The sequence below is a fragment of the Coleofasciculus sp. D1-CHI-01 genome (genome assembly GCF_040218875.1).
In the GTDB taxonomy this organism is placed as follows: Bacteria; Cyanobacteriota; Cyanobacteriia; order Cyanobacteriales; family Coleofasciculaceae; genus Coleofasciculus.
In genome coordinates, this window is sequence record NZ_JAVJQP010000146.1 from 35,147 (window position 1) to 52,236 (window position 17,090).

The window sequence follows — 17,090 nt, forward strand, 5'->3', positions numbered from 1 at the left end:
TACTTCACCGATTAACCCCAAAATCAGTCCTCTATCATTGAATTGGACACAGATCAAAAAGATTATCTTCTCCAAGTATGCCCCAGTCTCAGGACGTTTGTTTCGGGACTTTATGAAAAAAACACATAACCGTTTATCCTTGTCCCCAATAGCTCTCTAGTGGTTAATCTCCCTCGCTTTGGTGAACTGCCACCTCCTTGCTTTATCTCCTAACGTTAAGATAGACTCGTTTTGATCAGCTATGAAGTAAGTGCTTCAAGTGCTTAAATTGTCACTCTGGCTTGATGTATATCGCGGTACTTGGGTAGTACCAATCGTTAAACACTGGTTAGTTCAGAAGAGTTTCTTAGTTAGACTTACTCTTCACTACCTACAAAATCATTTTATCACGAAGCCTCTATAATCGGCGATCCACGACCAGCTACTTTGATAACATCGTGTTCACAGGATTAATTCAAGCACTAGGCACCCTGCAACCGCTAGGCGGCGATCGTTTTCAGTTGTCTTGTCTTCCTGACAAGGCAGCCTTAATTCTACACAATCTTGCCATTGGTGATAGTGTAGCCGTCGATGGAATATGCTTGACTGTTGAAGAAATTTTGTCCCAAGGTTTTGTGGCAACAGCTTCAGATGAAACCTTGAGCCGTACTACTCTGGGGGAACGACATCAAGCCGCCACTTATGTGAATTTGGAAACATCGATACGAGTAGGCAGTAAACTAGGGGGACATTTTGTCACGGGTCACATTGATGGCATTGGTTCACTTCAGAATTCTGTAAAAACCTCAAATTCCTGGATTATGTGTTTTACTGCACCAGCATCCTTACAAAAGTCATGGCAGCGTCACATTGCTCGGTTTTTGGTGCCAAAGGGAAGTATTGCAGTCAATGGCGTCAGTTTAACCATTGCTGAGTGTGATCCCCAAGGGAGTTGGTTTAAGGTGGCAGTTATTCCCCACAGTTATGCCCAAACTAATTTGAGTTATTTGCAGCCAGGAAGCTGGGTGAACTTAGAAAGCGATATTTTAGGCAAGTATGTTGAGAGATTACTCGGGTATCAAGTCCCAAGTGCGAATTCTTTACCCATGAATGATATTTCACCTGAATTCCTTGCCGAGCATGGGTATTTGTGAATTAGGATATTCTTACTGTTCCCTGTGGCACACCGAGCCAAGTTGAGGTGTTCCCTCACCCAAAAATCCCCCGTTGGGTTAACGGGGGATTAGCTCAAATGGGTATTACGCGGTTAACGATTAAGCAGTTACGGTCTGCTTCGTAACAGCCGCTAGCTCGCCCTTAGCATACTTAGCCGCAAACTCATCTAATGTCATTTGCTTAATCTTGCTAGCATTACCCGCCGTACCGAATTGCTGATAACGATCCGAGCAAACCTGCTTCATGTACTTAATAGAAGGCTTCATGAAATGGCGCGGGTCAAAGTTTTTGGGATCTTTGGCAGCCGCTTCACGGATTGCAGCAGTGATAGCCAAACGATTGTCGGTATCAATGTTCACTTTACGAACACCGCTCTTAATGCCCTTTTGAATCTCTTCTACAGGCACACCGTAAGTTTCTGGAATTGCACCACCATATTGGTTGATCATATCCAGCCACTCTTGGGGTACAGAGGAGGAACCGTGCATCACCAAATGGGTATTAGGTAGACGGTTATGAATTTCCTCAATCCGGCTGATGGCAAGGATTTCACCCGTGGGCTTACGAGTAAACTTGTAAGCCCCGTGGCTCGTGCCAATGGCTACAGCTAAAGCATCAACTTGGGTGCGCTCAACAAACTCAACCGCTTGATCCGGGTCAGTCAACAATTGTTCGCGGGACAGCTTACCTTCTGCACCGTGACCATCTTCCTTGTCACCCATACCCGTTTCCAAAGAACCGAGACAACCCAGTTCCCCTTCAACGCTGACACCGACAGAGTGAGCAACTTTTACCACTTCAGCCGTGACATTCACGTTGTACTCGAAGCTAGCTGGAGTTTTGGCATCTTCCTCCAGTGAACCGTCCATCATCACACTGGTGAAACCATTGCGGATAGCCGAGTAGCAAGTGGCTGGACCATTCCCATGGTCTTGGTGCATAGCAATGGGGATATGGGGGTAAGTTTCCACTGCTGCCGTGATCAAGTGGCGCAGGAAGTTCTCACCTGCATATTTGCGAGCGCCGCGAGATGCTTGTAGAATCACGGGGCTGTCAGCTTCATCAGCAGCCTGCATAATTGCCAGGATCTGCTCCATGTTGTTAACGTTATAGGCTGGAATGCCATAGCCATTCTCTGCCGCATGATCTAAAAGCAGCCGCATGGGTACGAGCGCCATAAAAAAGTCCTCCTAACTTTAGGTGTTTTGTCAGCTAGTCGTTTCTAGAAACTTAATTCTTAGAATAATCTTAAGATATTTTTCAGTTTATAGGAAATTATCTTGTCAAGATTCTAAAATTAGTCTTCTTTATCAACTCGATAGTGCCTGACTATAAAGAAAAATAAATAAATATGACATAATGGGTCGCCTGGGATTCGAACCCAAGACCAATCGGTTAAAAGCCGAGTGCTCTACCGCTGAGCTAGCGACCCAAAGTCATGCGCGTTTTCAAGCGCCGTTTCCTACAATAGCAGAAATCACCAAAAATGTAGAGGGTTTTTCAAAAAAAAGTGACGTTGAGTTGTACGGAAGTCTCCAAACTCTTTCCAGGAGCCAACTTGGTGAGATAGTCTCCTGTGTTCAATGCGTTGCGAGGAGCGCTCCAAGGTTCCAAACAGTAATAGTCTTTGCCTTTAACCGTCCAGAAGACGAGAGTTGAGTAGAGGTCATCGTAGGTCAGGGTGAGTTTTAGTTGCCGTTGCTGGTCTGTCACCGTTGCCGATTGAGCTGTGATTTGGCGAAAAGCGATATCAATTTCATCCTCACTCCAATCAAAGCCACCCGTGAAGGGGGAAACTTGTCCGGTTAGCTGATCCTGATACTCTGAAGCCGGAATCTCAAATTGGAGTTGGGTTTTATCTGAAGTGAAGAAATACGGATGCAGTCCTGTTGAGAAGGGCATCACCTCAGCCGACTGATTCGTATAGCGCTGGATTAGTGTCAAGGTATTGCCCTGAAGTTGGTACGTGAAGGTGAGTTGCCAGTCGAAGGGATAAACAGCGCGAGTTTGATCGTTACTATTAAGGACTAGGGTGAGGCTAACTAAGTCATCGGTTACTCGTTCTGTGACCTGCCAGGGCAAATCGCGGGCGAAACCATGTTGTTTGAGCTGATAGTGTTTACCTTTATAGGTGTAGGTATTGTCCGGTAAGTTGCCACAGATGGGAAAGAGAATCGGGATACCCCCCCGTACACTCAGCGTCGGGTCTCGAAACCGTTCGGCATCAAAGTAGAGGATGTCCTGACCTTGAACACTCCAGTGAGAAATCAGACCGCCGCGTTCGGGAACGACTTCTAACCGAGACTGAGAGTCTTGGGCAGTGAGGATATAGGTTGAGTATTGCTCCTGTTTCAGGGCGATCGCAAACATCTGTCTGTTGATTTCCTTAATAATTGAGCGGCTGGAGTTAGCGGCACGACTAACTTTAACAAACTCTTCTCAAAAAAACGGTGCTAATTTTACAAATTCTTAACAAAAAGCCTTTAGGATAGTACATAAGCAATTCTTGTAATTTGAGGGTTCAGGGGTGCCTACAGGCAGTAAGTTGGTTATAGAGTGACACACATCACTCTAAATTGCGTTGAAAATCACACCAAGCAACTGACACTTATCAAGGTCTTTAACAGGAAGATCGCCGATAGTGTTAGGAGTACCCCCTATGATTACAAATGCTTGGTTACCATGATTCTTCGCACTCTTGTCCAATCGGCTCTTAAAACCGGCTGCCTCAGCGTTGCTTCTGAGGGGCTAATTCGCCAAATTCTGGAAATAAAAGGGTATCAAACATCAGACCTTGAAGCTTTGACCGTTCTTTATAAGGCGGTGAAGTCGGGTCAAATAGAGCGGGAGGCTCATAATAACCGTTTTCTATCATTTCCTGATCTGCACAGGCAAAGCGCTGTAACAGGCGTGTAAATCCCCCAGCTTCAACCCGGATCAGCATAGAGTGATCAGTAACCAAGGATCTACAGCAGGTTTGGTCTCACGTTTCAGGGAAAAATTTAAAATCGGCTGGGCTCGAAGCCAATAAAGGTACTCGTCGGTTAGCAAAAATCTGGATTTAAGCACCGCGAAACTGAATAGGGTTAGCTTACTTGTCCGGCGATTCATCTCACGCCGTATTTTTTCCATTGACTCAGTTAACGGAGTGAGGCTCAATTCCCCTATAAATCACCAGTTTAATGTGCTAAAATCCTACCAAAGGGTTAATTCCTTCATAGTACCTATCAACCAGGATGTATAACCTGGATTACAGTGCGCTAGTCTCAATGGCGAAATACACGATTTTTTTACACGATTTTTTTCCCTTTGTGTGGCTCTTTACCAATGCCAATCCCTCAAATATCGGTTATTTGTTCACAGGTGAAATTGCTCTCCACTTTTACCTTGAGCCAAATCATAGCAAATGTTGTCCCGATTCGGTTAAAGATCTCAAGGTTTTTTCTGTCTAGTGAAAAATATCCTGAATTGATGATCCAAATTCCGGTGAAATGCCAGCTAAACTTTTAAGCATTGACCGAGAAGTATAACAATAGTAGGGATATCGTCGTTGACGAGGGAAAACTGAGTCACCTTATCCGAAGTTAAGCTTGGATAAAAACTATCCCTGAATTATCCTAAAGACCGGGGGGACTTGCTCCCAGACGTATTGAAAGAGTTATCTGCTTAGGAGAAGCCAACTATGCTACACCGCAAGATTTATCAACTGTGTTGCGATGGTCGTGAGGTCTGTATTTTCTTGCGGGATCAGCAACGTTGGATTGAACGCGCTCATATTGTTGATATTGAAGGGGATTTAGTCACCATTCGCTACGAAACTGACGAAGAAGACGAAATTTGCTCCTGGGAGGAAATGGTTCGCTTAGAAAGCATCGGTTCAGTTACTCAAAAACTGGCTTCTGTGACACGAGGAAATTTTGACCCGCTCGTGTCTGACGATTGTCCAGAAGCGGAACAAATCCACCCGCGCTTTCCTGAGTCAAATCAAGAGTAATAAATTAGGTGTCATTAGTCATTTGTCTTTTGTTTACCCCCCACTCCTCTGCTCTTTTAGAAGGGCGGGTTTAATGTAGGGGGGGGTTTTACTACTATCATTCAGGGTTGCACCCAGATATGAATAAACCCGCCCCTACAAAGTTGTCGCTAAGTTTCTGTGGGAGGTGCGGTAGGCTCAAACACTGGACAATATCCCTCTGGTGTAACTTTAAAGGAGTAAAGGGGAGAGGCAGAATTCCAGCAGCGCTGACCCCGTTGATGACGGCAGTTGGCACAACACTCAATATTAGCAGGCATTTTCACCGAATTGCTCTGATTAAGCAGTTCACGTTGGGACAAGCCGCGTAATACCAGTTCCTCTCCTTGCCAACGAGCTTCTACTAAACCTGTATCCGCAAAATCTTGCCAGCGCGGATCAGCCGCAATTGCCTCTGGTAAGGTAATGGTCACCACCGTACCCAACTCGGTTAGCTCTCCTTCGTAATTGGTTTCTGGTGGTGGTGCTGGCTGTATAAATGTCTCTCCAATTGGCAGTTCAATTAGAGTTCCTGTTGATGGGGTATGGAGATGGTAGCGATTTTGCAACTCTTCCAATCCAGTTAAGTCAGCCAGATACGTGGGAGAGCCATGAACAAAAATAATATGTTGAGGACGAAGATTATGGATTAACTGAGTGGTTCCTAAACAATCGCTATGCTCGGTTAACAGATAAGTTTCTATATCCGTACTACCTAAGTCATGGGTTGGAGGCGGATATCTCAGGCGTTCGGGTTGCAGCACTGTCCAAGATGTGGGGTTAGCATGACAGTAAACCCTCAAGTCAGCCGTTTCGTCCGTTAGAACAATGCTGGTGTTTTGAGCGATCGCACCTCGTTGCGGCTGATCTAAGCGACGTACACGCGGTTTCACCCGTTCATCCCAAAACAAGGGTTGATGGCGAGCAAAGTTTTGTACCGATGGGGGGAGATGAGGTAGGAGTTCTAAGTAGGCATCGCATCCCTTGGCAACCGTACCATCCACCCAAATATCCAGATTGCGTCCAGTAAACTGGTGATGACTCCGTAGCAGCATCAAGATTTCTTGACCCAAACCCAAGGTAGGTACTGGTAGCAAAATAGAGCGATTTGCCGCCAATGTTTGATCAATTCGTTCGACAAGTTGATTCTCTTGTTGGCGTCGATGGGGGTGTCGCGCTGTACCATAACTCCCTTCGATAATCAAAACATCTAGGTTTGTACCTCGTAAGGCTTCAATGGACAACCCTTCGACCAACCGCGAATTTGAGATAAAGAAGTCTCCTGTATACAGGAGTCGATAGGTGCGATTTGGACTGGTATAGGTTAATAAAAATGCGGCGGCTCCCGGTAGATGTCCTGCGGGAAACAATTGCACGCTTAATCCTTCTCGGAATTCAATCGGCGATCGCCAAGGAAGCGCTTGACAGAATCCGGGAATCTCCTTTGGAGTTAAATGCGTCCAGTTTAGGGGTAATAGTTGAGTTGTGACTTCACTGGCGTAAATTGGTAATTGCGGAAATGCTTGGTGTAGTGCTAGCAACCCCTGGGCATGATCGCTATGGGCGTGGCTACATAAAACAACATCAGCCGGAAAATTAGCTTGAGCTTTTAGCGGCGAAATGTCTTCTAACCCACAATCGATTAGGATGCGGTAGGGTCCCATTTGCACCAGCAAACACACTCCCTCTGCACCATGACCAACACCATAGGCAAAACAGGCTAATTGATCATCCTCTGCTGAGGATGTCACTGGGCGTTGATTGCTCATGAACTTTGAGAAGATGGTTCTGCGCTTTGCCAGTTGCTTGACAACCAACTCACTTGAAGAACCCTAAATACATCGACAATGCTTCTAAACCTTATTCCTCAGAATTTTTAGCCTAATCTTTTCCGTTAACTGTCTAGAAAACCCGATTCTATCAACCAGTGTATTGACGGTATACAAGCAGAGGGTATACAAGCAGCATACTACTGCTCAATATCATGTCATAAATATCTGGGCTAGCTTATACCAGATTAGTGGGCTGAACCGTTGCCGTGATAGTTATCTGAATCGTAGAACCCGTTCTTAGTGCCAAAAATGAGAGAGGACACGGTAAAAAGAATGGTTAAGACCACTAAAATCAGTTTGATATCCATCTATAGTTTACTTACTTTTATCTGAAAAACAGTATCTGAAACTCTACTGAATACTTTTGACCGATCAGTATTTTGGTCTGTTCAGTACAGATACCCATCTTACCACGAAATTTCTGGTCAGGTTGAATTAGCTTTTCATGTACCAGCAGGGTAAGCCGGGAAAGCATGATGAACCCACTGAGCCACCTTCGTGCAACCTATCTACATCTATATCTGCATCTAAAAATAGCACTAAGCTGGTGACAAGATTTGAACTTGCGACCGGCTGATTACAAATCAGCTGCTCTACCACTGAGCTACACCAGCAACTTCGTTTAGCATAACAAATTATATCAGCAGTGGGGAAGGTTGACACTCCCCAGCCTTTATTACCCCCTGCAAGAGGAGCGATTGAAATCGCTTCTACACAAACTTTCGTTCGCCTGCGCGGACTGGGTTATAACGGGGGTAGTGCCCCCCAGATTTGGTATCACAACCGGGTGTCAAACGTTTAATAGTACGGGTTTTGGTAATAACCGGGCTAGAACCTGCTTGAGTACCATCACTGTCCAATCCATATCGGCTTCGGTGGTTTGTCGCCCCAACGTCAGGCGAATGCCCCTCAATGCCTCTGATTCAGAGTAGCCCATTGCTAATAAAATCGGACTGGGATTTAGTTTGCCACTATCACAGGCAGAACCCGCACTAATGCCAATCCCTGCCAGGTTAAGCTGACGCACCATCGTTTTGCCTGTTACTCCCTCCAATTGAGATGCTGGGATATTGGTTAGGCAAAAACTAACATGATGAGGTAAGCGGTGTCGGAGCGAACCAGTGGGTTTTAAGTAAGGGATGTCGCTAAGTTGATTAAACAAGCGATCGCGCAACTGAATTAACCGAGGTGTTTCCTTTCCTAGTTCTGCTGTTGCTAATTCGGCGGCGATACCAAATCCCTCGATCGCGGGAACAGCCTGTGTCCCTGAACGCTGTTGCATTTCCTGTCCCCCACCCCACAACAGTGGCACTAATTCAACCCCAGGACGGACATACAGCGCCCCCACTCCTTGAGGTCCATAAATCTTGTGACTTGACATTGACAGCAAATCCACAGGTAACTGCCGTACATCAATGGGCAATCGTCCAGCTACTTGTACCGCATCGGTATGGAATAGTACCCCATGATCCTGAGCAATTTGCCCCAGTGCTTCAATGGGTTGTAACGTTCCCACTTCACTTTGACCATAGATGACAGATACTAATACCGTATTCGGTTGCAGGGCGTCTTCCAAGTCATGGGGATTTACTCGTCCCTCCCTATCCACAGGCAATCGTGTCACTTGCCATCCCCAGGTTTCCAACCAGCGAACAGGTTGAGCGATCGCGGAATGTTCCACGCTAGAAATTACAATATGCTGGGGTGTCTTGTAGTTTTGAGCAATCCCCATAATGGCTAAATTATCTGCCTCTGTACCACCTGAGGTAAAAATCAACCCATCGGCTGGCGCATTAACTAAACCAGCCACTTGCATTCTCGACTGTTCCACGACAGTGGCAGACCGTTGTCCCCACTCATGTAAGCTAGAGGGATTACCCCACTGCTGAGTCAATACCCCTTGCATCGCCGCGATCGCTTCTGGGCGGGGGGGTGTCGTGGCGCTGTAATCGAGATAGATTTGCATAGTTATAGTGTCATTTGTCTTTCGTCATTTGTCAGGGAACAGGTAAGGTAGAGTTTGGAGTTAACTTCCTCCTCTCCCTCATCTCTCTCATCTCCCTCATATCCCCCAGATCCCTCTACTCACCGGGTTTATCCACATTGTAGTCCTCGTGGGACAAGACAGCGTAGGGAACCAACAAACTCCCGTAGTCATGACAAATCATCCGGTAGTTACGGGTAACCGGGATACTGACAATCCAGCGATTGTGGCGTAGTCGCTTACCGCCAAACTCTCGGTAGTTCTTTTGTTCTTCCAATCCGGCAATAATCGCACGGGCTTTGACCACGACATGGGTGGGCAAATCCTTTAAATCAATGGGATCGTTGTCAAAAGTAGACTCCCATTCTTGCTTTTGTTGCTTTTTAGCTTCCCGTGCCTTGTTTTCTTGCTCACATCGGTGGCAGGTTTGACCATACCCCTTATGACCGCACGGAAATGTCTTTTTTCGTCTCGACATAGAACGGTGGTATGGGTTCAAACCCTAGACGTGACCATGTTGTCTTCCTGATAGTGATTTCCCCCATTCAGGTTGTGGAAAACGTGATTTAAGTTGTCCATTGTATTTTTATGTTAGTGCAATAGGGACAAATCCTTGAGCCTTATTTCCAACTGAATCAGAAAAATACCGATCAGCTGTTTTAGCCAAATGGCTCAGAATCCCCTGTACCTTATACTTTCCTAGCTTCTCCGGCTTGTCTCAATCGATCAATTTTCATTGACAGCCTACTAGGTTTGTGTCCCCGTAGATGATAAAAAATAATCAAAGCAATAAATGAATCTAATCGAGATTCAATGACACAATCATACTGGCATCAAGGTATCATCTGGCTCATTGTACTAACTCTATCCGCTTGTCAACCGCCTCCAGTTGAAGTTCACCGTCCGCCTCCCTTACCGCAAGATCCCTTTGTTCAGGTCTACTTTAACCATTCCCCCTCGACAACCTACAAGGAACCCTATCGCTTAGTGACTCGACCGGGCGATAATTTAGAGCAGATTATTGCCCAAGCGATCGCGACGGCTCAATCCACGGTCGATGTTGCTGTCCAAGAGTTACGCTTGCCGCAAATTGCTCAAGCCTTGGTCAAACGACATCAAGCAGGGGTTAGAGTCAGGGTTATCGTAGAAAATACCTACAACCGCCCTTGGAGTGAAGTCTCAGCTCAAGATATCGCTAATCTTCCGCCTCGGGAACGCGATCGCGCCCAAGAGAATTTACGGTTAATTGACCGTAATAACGATGGCAAGCTGACTCCCACTGAAATTAATCAGCGAGATGCTCTAGTTATTTTACGAAATGCTGGCGTTCCTATCCTAGACGATACAGCCGATGGCTCTCAAGGTAGCGGCTTAATGCACCATAAGTTTGTCGTTGTGGATGGATATACGGTTATGGTGACATCCGCTAACTTTACGACCAGTGATATTCATGGCGACTTTCAAGCACCGGATAGTCGGGGTAATGCCAATAATCTCCTTAAAATTGAGAGTGTGGAATTAGCGAATTCCTTTACGGAAGAATTTAACCAGATGTGGGGAGATGGACCCGGTGGCGCACCCGACAGTCGGTTTGGTCTCAAAAAGCCACAACGCCCTGCCCAACAGGTGACACTCGCAGATACCACTGTGGTGGTAAGGTTTTCGCCTACGTCACCGACTCAACCCTGGAGTCAAAGCAGTAATGGTTTCATTGATCAAATCCTGCAAAGTGCTACCCAAACCATTGACTTGGCGTTATTTGTCTTTTCCGAACAGCGACTGGCAGATCAGTTACAAACTGCCCATGAACAGGGTGTCCAAGTTCAGGCGTTAATCGACCCCAGTTTTGCCTATCGTTACTATAGCGAAGGACTGGATTTATTAGGTGTGGCGCTGAGTAATCAATGTCGCTATGAAGCCCGTAATCGCCCTTGGCAAAATCCGATCGCCACAGTCGGTGTTCCCAAACTCCCATCCGGCGATCTGTTACATCATAAGTTTGGGGTGATAGATGGAAAAATGGTAATTACAGGGTCTCATAATTGGTCAGCATCAGCCAATACTCAAAACGACGAGACAGTGTTGGTAATTAATAGTCCTCTAGTCGCCGCTCATTTTGAACGTGAATTTGAACGCCTCTACACGAATGCCATACTGGGGGTTCCGGTGGCGGTGCAGCGCAGTATTCAGAACCAGCAGCAATCTTGTCCCCAGATTACTCAGGCAGATGATCCGAACGCCCCAAGTTTTAGGGGAATAGTCAACCTCAACACCGCCACCCAGGAGGAACTGGAAACTTTACCCGGAATTGGACCCAAACTGGCTGAGCGAATTATTACCGCGCGATCGCAAAAGCCATTCACGTCATTAGCTGACCTTGACCAGGTTTCAGGTGTCGGACCTCATCTACTCCAGCAGTTAGATGGGCGAGTGACGTGGTAATCCTACCAAATTATCAGGCTATGAAATATTTTCCTTTTTGTAGGGGCGGGTTTTACCGATAACGTTCTGTCGATGTCCGATAACTTAACTAAACCCGCCCTTGTTGGGAAGCAGAGAGATAATTTTGACCGGTGGGTATTTAATAACTCTTAACGACTCGTGCCATTCTACGCTCATCGTCACGCCGCTTAATGGTCTCGCGCTTGTCGTATAATTTCTTACCCTTACCCAGACCCAGGCTCACTTTCACCAAACCTCGCTTCAAATACATTTTCAACGGTATCAGCGTTAACCCCTGTTGTTCTACCTTGCCAACGAGTTTGCTGATTTCCTGCTTGTGCAGCAACAGTTTACGGGTGCGAACTGGATCGTGATTGAAGTAGAGGCTGCTACTTTGGTACGGCGAGACATGTACGTTCAACAGCCAAGCCTCACCATTGCGAACTAGGGCGTACCCATCTCGCAAATTGACCCGACCCTCGCGAATGGACTTAACTTCTGTCCCTTTTAATTCGATGCCCGCTTCGTAAGTCTCTAAAATCTCATAGCGGAAGCGTGCTTGCCGATTATCGGCAACAACCTTGAACCCTTTACTTTGATCACTCATACTAATCACCTTAGCGTCTGATACTGGAAATTGTGGTGTTAGACAATCGCCCCAGGAAACCCTCAAAAGGTAAAGTTTTGTTAAAATGTTGACAATTCCTGGAAAAACCGTAACAATAGATACAGAACAAATGAATCGTTCATCTCTCTAGACATCAGTCAGTTAGCAATTAACCGTGAAGGATGATTAGGGAGACGGAAGTAGGGACAACTCCCGAAGGAACGCGCCTCATCTCACTACAGTTACATTACGAGGCGAATACCATGAAACTTACTTATCGCGGTAGCAAATACGAATACAATGCCCCTACGGTAGAAACTGTCGAATCAAAAGCTGGTGGTAAGTACCGGGGTTGGGACTGGCGATTCCGCAATTTGAAAAATCCGCCAGTGTTACAACCACGAGTCAACCTAAAATATCGCGGCGTGCGTTATCAAACACCAGGGACTGTTGCTAATAATGGTGTTGCGTCAGAAAAAGCACCCACTTTAGTGTCCAGTCAAGATAAAGCTCGTTCTCGGATGAGCAAGCAGCAACGAGTCCTCAAAAACCGTCAGCTTTCGATGTTGTACCGTTCAGCGACAGAAGTTGGATTGGCAACTCGTTAACGGCTGATGGCATTCCAACTGAATTAAAACTAGAGTAGAGATGTTGCATGCAACGTCTCTACTTTTTGCAGTTGGCTTTAAAGCTTAATCTCTAAGGGTTAATGCCAGAAACAAGCCGAGAACAAATCCTAAGTCTAACGTGCAGACTAGACTCGCCCAAAATAGCGCCAGATGCACGGCAGTTTCTTTCAAGTACACCCAAATGTAGGGGTGCAAGGCTTGCCATTGCTGTCAACTTAAGATGAAAACCAATGTAACCTCAAATCCTTACTGTTCCCTGTTCCCTGTTCCCTGTTCCCTAATCTTCACCGCTAACTTTAATTGTGTCCACCTACTTACATACAAGCTAAGGATTCAAATAACGAGACGCCATTTGCATCGCATCAGCAATATCCACATCGCCGTCACCATCTGTATCCAGGAATGAATTCAACACCGGATTCGATCCTTCAGGATTTTGGTTATTTGTTCCCGTTTTAAGTAAGTTCAGCACCAAGGGAACCAACATGGGTAACAGGGATTGAATGGTAGCAGCATTGAGTCCTGTCCGTTGTTCGGCTTCCTCTACTAACTGTTGGATTTGCGGTGTATTAAAGAGTAAGTTGACCGCTTGATTGTTAGCACCTGTACCACTGAATTGGTTAATAAAGGATTGTGTTTCCTGTTCTCCTTCCGCTTCTCGCTTTTGTTGCAACGCGGGACGGGCATATTTGCCAACGATAGATAAAACGGATTGAATTGTGGAGGGGTCAGCCTCGGCACTTTGGCTGAGGTTTTGCACCGTACTGAGAATGCCAGCTAATTGACCAGAACTGGCTTCCTGAGAGGGGTTATTCATCGCACCGAGAATTTGGTTGAATAAACTCATTGTTTTTTAGGCTGTAAAGAGTGTCTCTAATGATAAGCATTATCCATTAAGTATAGTTCGTTGCTCTTGGCTCACCACACGGTAACGTGGGATCTATTACCCGTGCTGCCAGCTCCTATTGATACTCTCCGCCGATCGCTAAACTATAGTTATCACTCCTATTCCTTCTACCCTCTGCCCTGGAGCCTTCTGAAACCATTATGCCCCTACCCCGCCTACTGACGCTCATTATCGGTCTCAGTATCATTCTGGGGCTAATCCTGTGGCTGATTGACTCGATTAATCGACTCTATTGGTCGTTAAATTCGCCTCTACTGGCAAATTTGCTGGTTTTATTGCTAATTGTCCTACTTATCCTGTTAATTGCCACGTTTGTTTATTACGTTTGGACATTCAGCCGCCCCAAATCCTCATCCCGCAAGCGTCGCCCGACGCCAAAAGTGCCACAGGAAAAAACGGAAGCGGCTTCTGAAACCCTCAAAGCCGTGCGACAGCAGGTACAGAACATTCAAGATGAGGTAGCCCAGCAAGCCCTGTTGAGTCGATCGCGTGAGATTGAGGCGACGTTAGCCCGTGGGGAACTCTTGGTTGTCATCTTTGGTACGGGTTCATCGGGGAAAACTTCCCTGATTAATGCTCTCATTGGGCAGATGGTGGGTCAAGTGGGCGCACCGATGGGAACCACAGATCAGGGACAAACGTATACGCTAACGTTGAAGGGAATAGAACGGCAGATTTTGATTACCGATACACCAGGGATTTTAGAAGCGGGTGTGGTGGGTACCGAACGGGAACAACTGGCGCGACAGCTTGCCACGGAAGCCGATTTATTATTGTTTGTGGTGGATAATGACTTGCGACAGTCGGAATATGAACCGTTACGTCGTCTCGCGGATATTGGTAAGCGATCGCTGTTGGTTCTCAATAAAACCGATCTCTATACAGAAACCGACAAAGAAACGATTCTAGCCCGGTTACGCCATCAGGTACGCGGCTTTATTGCTGCATCGGATGTAGTAGCAATTACCGCCAATCCCCAATCTGTACGATTAGACAATGGGGAAGACGTCCAACCTGACCCTGACATCATACCCTTAATCCGCCGTCTGGCGGCGGTGCTACGCGCTGAAGGGCAAGATTTGATTGCGGATAATATCTTACTCCAGTCTCAGCGTTTAGGCGAAGACGCCCGTCGTCTGATTGATCACCAACGGCGGCGACAGGCGGAGAAAGTGGTGGAACGGTTTCAGTGGATTGGCGCTGGGGTGATTGCGGTTACGCCGTTACCTGTCGTCGATTTATTAGCAACGGCGGCGGTTAACGCCCAGATGGTGGTGGAAATTGGTCGAATTTATGGCTGTGATCTGAATATGGAACGGGGGAGAGAATTAGCGCTGTCTCTGGGGAAAACCTTAGCCAGTTTGGGCATTGTTCAAGGGGCGATGCAACTTCTATCAAGGGCGCTACAATTTCACATCGCTACCTATTTAGTTGGCAAAGCGATTCAAGGGGTAACGGCGGCGTATTTAATCCGAATTGCTGGGAAGAGTTTTATTGAATACTTCCGTCATGATCAAGACTGGGGCGATGGGGGAATGACAGAAGTGGTGCAGCAGCAATTTCAGCTAAACCGTAAGGATGAATTTATGAAAGTATTTATTCAGGACGCGATCGCACGAGTGGTTATGCCCCTGAGAGATGCTTCCGAGGTGAAGGATTTAAGAGATTCTAAACAAGACGACTGGGAACATTAAGTTTGTCATTTGTCATTTGTCTTATGTCACAGGACAGGAAATGGGGAACAGAAAATTCATAATTTACAAGTCATAATTCATCACTTGAACGCCCTGCGGTAACTGACTTACCGGGGCGGGAATCATTTCTCCGCGAAAGTCTAAAAGCTGAACCAACAGAAGGTATGCCAGTGCCAGAAGTATGGAAATGGCTCCAGTAATAATTGCCACAATTTTTGAACGATTCATTGATAAATGGTGACTGGTGATTAGAAATGGCTGATTAGGAAAAACGGGGAACTCAAAACAGGAAATAGAAAATAGGAAACATTGTGAGTTATACCATCTTACGGCTAATCTAAAAGCATAAGCTGTCGCTATTCTCGTTCAATTGTTCCACTAAATGTTTTATTCTACAGCATAAGAGTTGGTCAAGTCGAAACCTTGCTGAATGCAAATTTCTATTCCACCAACGCCCGTTGTCTTATGGTTGCCCCATCAATTCGGAGGTTATGATGGCTCAGGACTACTCCGGTCAAAATCTGCAAGGTCGCTCGTTTCGAGGCAGAACTAACTTGGCAGGTGCTAATTTTAGCCACGCCGACATCCGAGGCGCAGATTTTAGCAATGCTATCCTAACGGGGGCAAATTTTAGCTATTGCCAAGCTGGATTGCAGCAACACTGGGCAATGATTCTATTGCTGGTTGCTTTATTTCTATCCACGCTATCGGGTTTTGTTTCCGCCTTGGCGGGTGTGATCACCGGAGCGGCGCTGATTAGTCAGAACCTGATCGAAATCTTAGCGGGTGCGTTTATTTTAATCGCTTTGGGCGTTTTTGTCAGCCTGACGATCCGCCAAGGGCTGATTATGGCGTTAGGGGTTTGGGTGGTGGCAATTGTGGTTGCGGCAATGGTAGCGGTTCTGACAGGAGCCACAGCGGTAGCGGTAACTTTAGTAGCTGCCAGTGCTTTCGCCGTCGCTGCTGCTATTGCCATGGCAGTCGTGGCAGCCGGAGCCGCCGCCGGAGCTATCGCTGCTGCTAGTGCTGTCGCCATTGTCGCCGCCGGAGCTGGTGTCGTCGCCGCTGCCGGTTCTGTGGTTGTAGTTACGGCTGGGGCATCCGTGGCAGCAGCAACCAGCGCCGCAACAGTGGCAGTGATTGTGGCGGTGGGTGTGGCTGGACTTTCTGCTTATGTAAGCTGGCGAGCCTTAATCGGGGATAAAAACTACGCCTTCATTCGTCGGGTTGCGGTTGCCTTTGCTGCGATTGGGGGAACAAATTTTCAGGGTGCCGATTTAACGGACGCGGATTTCACCCAAGCCCTGCTCAAAAGCACCAATTTTAGACAAGCCAAGGTTACGCGCACTTGCTGGTTTCAAGCCAAAAAACTCGAACTCTCCCGTGTGGGAACAACCTATTTGGATCAGCCCAAAATTCGGCGATTAGTGGTTACGGGTGAAGGACAAGAGGAAAACTTTGACAATCTTCGCTTACCGGAAACGAATCTGCGGGGGGCTAATTTAGTTGGGGCGAGTTTCATCAATAGCGATCTCAGCCACGCCAATTTGCAGTCGGCTAACCTAAAGGGGGCGACGCTAAAAAACACCAATTTAGATAGTACCGATCTAATTGGGGCTTGTCTGGTGGGCGCTTATATTGAAGAATGGAAGATCACAAGGAAAACCAAATTTGATCGGGTGCAGCGTCAGTATATCGTTCGACGATTGGGTCTGAAAAAACGACCGAAACGCTAACCCCTATCCAGAAACGGTTCGGGAAACTTTCCCACCTTACCAAGAGATAAACGTACAATCAAACTGGGCAATGCCATCGTGTTCTGCCGATC

Annotated in this window: 15 protein-coding genes, 2 tRNA genes and 1 riboswitch; of the genes, 6 read left to right on the forward strand and 11 right to left on the reverse strand. The window is 46.7% G+C overall.

Features of this window, described 5'->3' with window-relative positions; genetic code table 11:
* The first annotated feature begins 437 nt into the window (after positions 1-437).
* Positions 438-1,133, forward strand: a complete 696-nt coding sequence (locus RIB93_RS25675; protein WP_446376984.1) for a riboflavin synthase — start codon at positions 438-440, stop codon at positions 1,131-1,133.
* 120 nt (positions 1,134-1,253) lie between these two features.
* Here RIB93_RS25675 and fba read toward each other — a convergent pair whose 3' ends face one another.
* The 4 genes from fba to RIB93_RS25695 all read right to left on the reverse strand — a co-directional run bounded on the left by fba (position 1,254) and on the right by RIB93_RS25695 (position 4,099).
* Positions 1,254-2,333, reverse strand: coding sequence for a class II fructose-bisphosphate aldolase (gene fba / locus RIB93_RS25680; protein ID WP_006103606.1), 1,080 nt, complete (start codon positions 2,331-2,333; stop codon positions 1,254-1,256).
* A gap of 182 nt (positions 2,334-2,515) precedes the next feature.
* Positions 2,516-2,587, reverse strand: a tRNA-Lys gene (locus RIB93_RS25685).
* Positions 2,588-2,655: 68 nt separating this feature from the next.
* Entirely contained in the window at positions 2,656-3,525 is an 870-nt protein-coding gene (locus RIB93_RS25690) for an aldose epimerase family protein (protein WP_446376986.1), read from the reverse strand.
* 358 nt (positions 3,526-3,883) lie between these two features.
* Positions 3,884-4,099, reverse strand: coding sequence for a hypothetical protein (locus RIB93_RS25695; RefSeq protein WP_446376988.1), 216 nt, complete (start codon positions 4,097-4,099; stop codon positions 3,884-3,886).
* Between the two features lie 738 nt (positions 4,100-4,837).
* Here RIB93_RS25695 and RIB93_RS25700 point away from each other — a divergent pair.
* Positions 4,838-5,149: a DUF6679 family protein gene (locus RIB93_RS25700; protein WP_006103541.1), complete on the forward strand. Its 312-nt coding sequence runs from the start codon at positions 4,838-4,840 to the stop codon at positions 5,147-5,149.
* A 149-nt stretch (positions 5,150-5,298) separates the two neighbouring features.
* Here RIB93_RS25700 and RIB93_RS25705 read toward each other — a convergent pair whose 3' ends face one another.
* From RIB93_RS25705 to RIB93_RS25720, 4 genes are all read right to left on the reverse strand, one after another.
* Positions 5,299-6,936: an MBL fold metallo-hydrolase gene (locus RIB93_RS25705; protein ID WP_446376990.1), complete on the reverse strand. Its 1,638-nt coding sequence runs from the start codon at positions 6,934-6,936 to the stop codon at positions 5,299-5,301.
* 605 nt (positions 6,937-7,541) lie between these two features.
* Positions 7,542-7,613, reverse strand: a tRNA-Thr gene (locus RIB93_RS25710).
* A 176-nt stretch (positions 7,614-7,789) separates the two neighbouring features.
* The gene (locus RIB93_RS25715; RefSeq protein WP_446376992.1) at positions 7,790-8,965 is read right to left on the reverse strand and encodes a cysteine desulfurase family protein; all 1,176 of its coding nucleotides are present in this window, start codon (positions 8,963-8,965) and stop codon (positions 7,790-7,792) included.
* A 115-nt stretch (positions 8,966-9,080) separates the two neighbouring features.
* Positions 9,081-9,461, reverse strand: a complete 381-nt coding sequence (locus RIB93_RS25720) for a DUF7682 family zinc-binding protein (protein ID WP_006101069.1) — start codon at positions 9,459-9,461, stop codon at positions 9,081-9,083.
* Positions 9,462-9,796: 335 nt separating this feature from the next.
* Here RIB93_RS25720 and RIB93_RS25725 point away from each other — a divergent pair, with 335 nt between their 5' ends.
* Entirely contained in the window at positions 9,797-11,425 is a 1,629-nt protein-coding gene (locus tag RIB93_RS25725; RefSeq protein ID WP_446376994.1) for a phospholipase D-like domain-containing protein, read from the forward strand.
* A gap of 139 nt (positions 11,426-11,564) precedes the next feature.
* On the opposite strand, the gene smpB is transcribed toward RIB93_RS25725, so the two are convergent.
* On the reverse strand, positions 11,565-12,032 hold the full coding sequence (gene smpB / locus RIB93_RS25730; protein ID WP_446376996.1) for an SsrA-binding protein SmpB: 468 nt from the start codon (positions 12,030-12,032) through the stop codon (positions 11,565-11,567).
* Positions 12,033-12,166: 134 nt separating this feature from the next.
* Positions 12,167-12,260: riboswitch (Glutamine riboswitch) on the forward strand.
* A 35-nt stretch (positions 12,261-12,295) separates the two neighbouring features.
* On the opposite strand from smpB, the gene RIB93_RS25735 reads away from it, so the two are divergent.
* On the forward strand, positions 12,296-12,640 hold the full coding sequence (locus RIB93_RS25735) for a DUF4278 domain-containing protein (protein WP_446376998.1): 345 nt from the start codon (positions 12,296-12,298) through the stop codon (positions 12,638-12,640).
* Positions 12,641-12,986: 346 nt separating this feature from the next.
* Here the strand turns inward: RIB93_RS25735 and RIB93_RS25740 are convergent, their stop codons facing one another.
* Positions 12,987-13,508, reverse strand: coding sequence for a DUF937 domain-containing protein (locus RIB93_RS25740; RefSeq protein WP_446377000.1), 522 nt, complete (start codon positions 13,506-13,508; stop codon positions 12,987-12,989).
* Positions 13,509-13,708: 200 nt separating this feature from the next.
* On the opposite strand from RIB93_RS25740, the gene RIB93_RS25745 reads away from it, so the two are divergent.
* Positions 13,709-15,262 carry a YcjF family protein gene (locus RIB93_RS25745; RefSeq protein ID WP_446377002.1) on the forward strand — a complete coding sequence of 518 codons (1,554 nt, stop codon included), beginning with the start codon at positions 13,709-13,711 and terminating at the stop codon, positions 15,260-15,262.
* 63 nt (positions 15,263-15,325) lie between these two features.
* On the opposite strand, the gene RIB93_RS25750 is transcribed toward RIB93_RS25745, so the two are convergent.
* On the reverse strand, positions 15,326-15,490 hold the full coding sequence (locus RIB93_RS25750) for a hypothetical protein (protein ID WP_446377004.1): 165 nt from the start codon (positions 15,488-15,490) through the stop codon (positions 15,326-15,328).
* 266 nt (positions 15,491-15,756) lie between these two features.
* On the opposite strand from RIB93_RS25750, the gene RIB93_RS25755 reads away from it, so the two are divergent.
* Positions 15,757-16,998: a pentapeptide repeat-containing protein gene (locus RIB93_RS25755; RefSeq protein WP_446377006.1), complete on the forward strand. Its 1,242-nt coding sequence runs from the start codon at positions 15,757-15,759 to the stop codon at positions 16,996-16,998.
* The last annotated feature ends 92 nt before the right edge of the window (positions 16,999-17,090 follow it).